Source organism: Acidovorax sp. HMWF029 (genome assembly GCF_003060895.1).
In the GTDB taxonomy this organism is placed as follows: domain Bacteria; phylum Pseudomonadota; class Gammaproteobacteria; order Burkholderiales; family Burkholderiaceae_C; genus Acidovorax.
The window spans coordinates 4,973-6,317 of record NZ_QAIH01000199.1 but is presented as its reverse complement, the minus strand read 5'-3'; the positions used below and the strand labels follow the sequence as shown (position 1 = coordinate 6,317).

At 67.1% G+C, this 1,345-nt stretch carries 3 protein-coding genes; 2 read left to right on the top strand and 1 reads right to left on the bottom strand.

Translation table 11 applies throughout. From position 1 onward, the window contains the following. Positions 1 to 497, top strand: a 497-nt coding sequence (locus DBR12_RS13970) for a flavin reductase family protein (RefSeq protein ID WP_233244508.1), incomplete at its 5' end; no start/stop codon positions are given. After that, a complete protein-coding gene (locus DBR12_RS13965; protein ID WP_108617812.1) occupies positions 494 to 1,084 on the top strand; it encodes an MOSC domain-containing protein in 591 nt (196 codons plus the stop codon). The genes DBR12_RS13970 and DBR12_RS13965, both read left to right, overlap by 4 nt. A 19-nt stretch (positions 1,085 to 1,103) precedes the next feature. Here the strand turns inward: DBR12_RS13965 and DBR12_RS22885 are convergent. Further along, positions 1,104 to 1,345, bottom strand: a 242-nt coding sequence (locus DBR12_RS22885) for a VOC family protein (protein ID WP_233244506.1), incomplete at its 5' end; no start/stop codon positions are given.

Below are 1,345 nucleotides of genomic sequence, written 5' to 3'. Positions count from 1 at the left end.
CCCTTGCCCTGCCCCCGAGCTTTTCCACGCGCGAGTTCCGCAATGCGCTGGGCATGTTCGCCACTGGCGTGACCATCGTCACCGCCCGCAATGCTTCGGGCGAGCTGGTGGGGCTCACGGCCAGCTCGTTCAATTCAGTGTCGCTGGAGCCCCCACTGGTACTTTGGAGCCTGTCGCATGGCGCCAGCTCCATGCCCGCGTTTGCCGATGGCTCGCACTACGCTATCCATGTGCTTGCCGCAGACCAGAAAGCGCTGGCCGAACGGTTTGCCACTCGCGGCATCGACCGCTGGGCTGGGCTGGAGCACCGCCCCGGCATCAGCGGAGCCCCTTTGCTTGCCGGTGCCGCCGCCACCTTCGAGTGCTTCAACCGAAGTCAGTACAAAGAGGGTGACCACACCATCTTTGTAGGCGAGGTGGAGCGCTGCGAGCACCGCGAAGGCGCATCGCCCCTGCTGTACCACGGCGGCAAGTTCTACACCGAGCACCCGCTGTGACAGCCACTACGGTGGTCGTGCGCCACGTGAACATCGGAACAGCCCGGCGCCTGAAGATGGGCGAGCGTTCCATCCTCAGCGCCATCGGCAAAACACCGGTCCCTGGCCCCGTGGCCGTGGGCCCGCTGGGCCTGGCAGGCGACGAGCAGGCCGACCTGAGCGTGCATGGCGGTCTGGCCAAGGCGGTGTATGCCTACCCTGCCGCGCACTACGCGTTCTGGCAGGCCCAGCGCCGCGAGCGTGGGGTGAGTCTGTTTGACGAGGCACTGCCGCCGGGCTTCCTCGGTGAGAACCTCACCATCGACGGCCCGCTGGAACACGAAGTGTTTGTCGGCGATGAATGGCATTTCCCCGACTGCGTGCTGCGCGTGACAGCACCGCGCGAGCCCTGTTTCAAGTTCACAACCATCATGGGCTTTGCCCAGGCAGGCCGTGCCATGGCAGTGGCAGGCTGCTGTGGCTACTACCTGGCGGTGGAGCGGCCCGGCACCATCGCCGCCGGGCAGACCGCCACGCTGGTCCCCGGACAGCGCGGGCTGAGCATTGCGCAGGCGTTTGCGGGCAAATTCGCCAAACACGCACGCTGACAACAGCTGCCGGGCAGGCTCAAGCGTCGCCGTGGCAACAGACGCAGAGCTTGTTGCCCTCGGGGTCGCGAAAGTACGCCCCGTAGTAGTTCGCGTGGTACTCGGGCCGCAGGCCTGGCAGGCCTTCGCAACGGCCGCCGTGCTGCAGGGCCAGCGCGTGCACCGCATCGACCGTGGCGCGGTCGGCAGCCAGCAGCGCATTCATCACGCCATTGCCGGGCGCGGCGGGCTGGCCGTCAAAGGGCCGTCCGATGAGGAACA